Raw genomic sequence first — 1,392 nt, 5'->3', positions numbered from 1 at the left:
AGCGCAGCTGGGGCATCGGCCGGCACATCCAGGGCAGCCAGCTCTTCGACTACTGGCGCGACCCCGACCACTTCATGCTGGAGCACTTCGCCGACGGCGACCTGTTCTCCTGCGACCTCGAACCAGGGTGGGCGCCGATGTCCGCGAGCGGGCTGGCCCAGTGGGGCCCGCCGGTCACGCGTGACTTCCTGGGCGCGAGCCCGTCCCCGGCCAAGCTGCGCCAGGTCATGAGGGCCCTGCGCGACGACAACGAACTCGACCCCGCACGCCTGCTGGGCCTGATGAAAGCGATGAGCTCATGAGCACCAACGTTCTGCGCACCACCGACGGCTGGTGGGTCGTCCGCGACGAGCGGGCCGTCCGCATCGACACCAAGGCCGTCACCACCGCGGAACTGCTCGCCGACCGGGACGCCGTCCGGGAGGCCGCCGCCTCCGACGAGAACGGCACACCCGTCGTCGACCTGGTCGCGCTGCCCCCGGTCACCACCCCCTGCCGGGTGGTCGCCCAGATGGTCAACTACCGCAGCCACGCCAAGGATTCCGGCTTCACCGGCGACATTCCGCCCACCTTCTTCCGCAAGGCGTCCGGCTCGGTCAGCGGTCCCCACGACACGATCGTCCGCCCGTCGCACGTGAAGTTCCTCGACTACGAGGTGGAACTCGGCCTCGTCATGGGCGCACCCCTGCCGGTGGGCACCGTCGTCGAGGAGCAGGACCTGCCGCGCTACGTCGCCGGTCTGGTCCTGACCAACGACGTCAGCGCCCGCGACGTCCAGCTGACCAAGACCCAGTTCTACGAGAGCAAGTCCTACCCGACCTTCACGCCGACGGGCCCGTACCTGGCCCTGCTGGAGCCCGAGGACTTCGCCCATCTGCTGAACCTGCGGCTGCGGCTGAACGTCAACGGCGTACCGCGTCAGGACCGCACGCTCGCCGACATGATCGTGCGGCCCGCGCAGGCCCTCACCCTGCTCGCCCGCTTCCAGACCCTCGACCCGGGCGATCTGCTGCTGACCGGCACCCCCGGCGGCACCGCCCTGAAGGCCCCGCCCGCGCCGGTCGCGAAGATCAGTGCGCTGCTGCCGCCCGCGGCGAGGTGGAAGGCGTTCTTCAAGGGCCAGGCCAAGAACCCGCGTTACCTGCGCGACGGTGACCTCATCACCGCCACGATCGCCACCCCGGACGGGCGGATCAACCTCGGCGATCAGCGGACCGCCGTGGCGGACGCGAGGTGAGCGCCGAAGCCCGGAGACCGGTGGTGATCATCGGCGCGGGACCGGTCGGGGTCACGGCCGCCCTCCTGCTCGCCCGGCACGGAGTGCCCAGCCTGCTCCTCGAACGCCACCGGGACATCTACCCCCTGCCACGCGCCGTCGTCGCGGACGACGAG

The 1,392-nt window shown here is 70.9% G+C and carries 2 protein-coding genes and 1 pseudogene; all 3 read left to right on the top strand.

Translation table 11 applies throughout. The features are described 5' to 3' along the window. Positions 1 to 302: pseudogene (locus tag ACIBJF_RS53445) on the top strand (2,3-dihydroxybiphenyl 1,2-dioxygenase); the annotation flags it as partial. Beyond that, positions 299 to 1,237 carry a fumarylacetoacetate hydrolase family protein gene (locus ACIBJF_RS53440; RefSeq protein WP_399185118.1) on the top strand — a complete coding sequence of 313 codons (939 nt, stop codon included), beginning with the start codon at positions 299 to 301 and terminating at the stop codon, positions 1,235 to 1,237. The pseudogene ACIBJF_RS53445 and the gene ACIBJF_RS53440, both read left to right, overlap by 4 nt. Then, positions 1,234 to 1,392: FAD-dependent monooxygenase (locus ACIBJF_RS53435; RefSeq protein WP_399185119.1), on the top strand; the 159-nt coding region annotated here is incomplete at its 3' end. The genes ACIBJF_RS53440 and ACIBJF_RS53435, both read left to right, overlap by 4 nt.

This window comes from Streptomyces sp. NPDC050743, from assembly GCF_044456925.1.
Lineage (GTDB): Bacteria > Actinomycetota > Actinomycetes > Streptomycetales > Streptomycetaceae > Streptomyces.
The sequence above is the reverse complement of the archived record's forward strand: the minus strand, read 5'-3'. Positions and strand labels throughout refer to the sequence as shown.